Origin of the sequence: Streptomyces sp. SID3212 (assembly GCF_009865405.1) — a bacterium.
In the GTDB taxonomy this organism is placed as follows: domain Bacteria; phylum Actinomycetota; class Actinomycetes; order Streptomycetales; family Streptomycetaceae; genus Streptomyces.
Window position 1 is genome coordinate 1 of sequence record NZ_WWJY01000446.1, and the last position, 416, is coordinate 416.

Here is a 416-nt window from a genome sequence, read left to right on the forward strand (position 1 = left end):
CCCGCCGCCGCCGCGGTCCTGGGCGGACAAGGACCCGGAGGCGGCGGCGCGGCTGTCCGCCGCGCGGGCGGCGGTGTCCGCGCTGGCGGAGCGGTTGAACATGCCGCAGGAGAACCTGATCACGCCGGACACGGTGCGGCGGGTGTGCTGGGAGCCGCCGGCGTCTCCGACTCCGGAGGCGGTGGCGGAGGCCCTGACGTCGCATGGCGCCCGCGCATGGCAGGTGACCCAGGTCGCCCCGGTCCTGGCGGAGGCCCTCTCGGCTTGACCCGCGCCCCGATGTCCTCAATCGCCGGACGGGCTGGATCCGCCCGGCGCGCGGGCGCGGCTCACTGCGTCCTCAAACGCCGGACGGGCTGGATTTGCCCTCCCCCCGGTGCGCAGGCGCGGCTTACCGATGTCCTCAAACGCCGGAC

The 416-nt window shown here is 76.0% G+C and carries 1 pseudogene; it reads left to right on the plus strand.

Features of this window, described 5'->3' with window-relative positions:
* Positions 1-268, plus strand: a pseudogene (locus tag GT042_RS13080) (ribonuclease D); the annotation flags it as partial.
* Between the last annotated feature and the right edge of the window lie 148 nt (positions 269-416).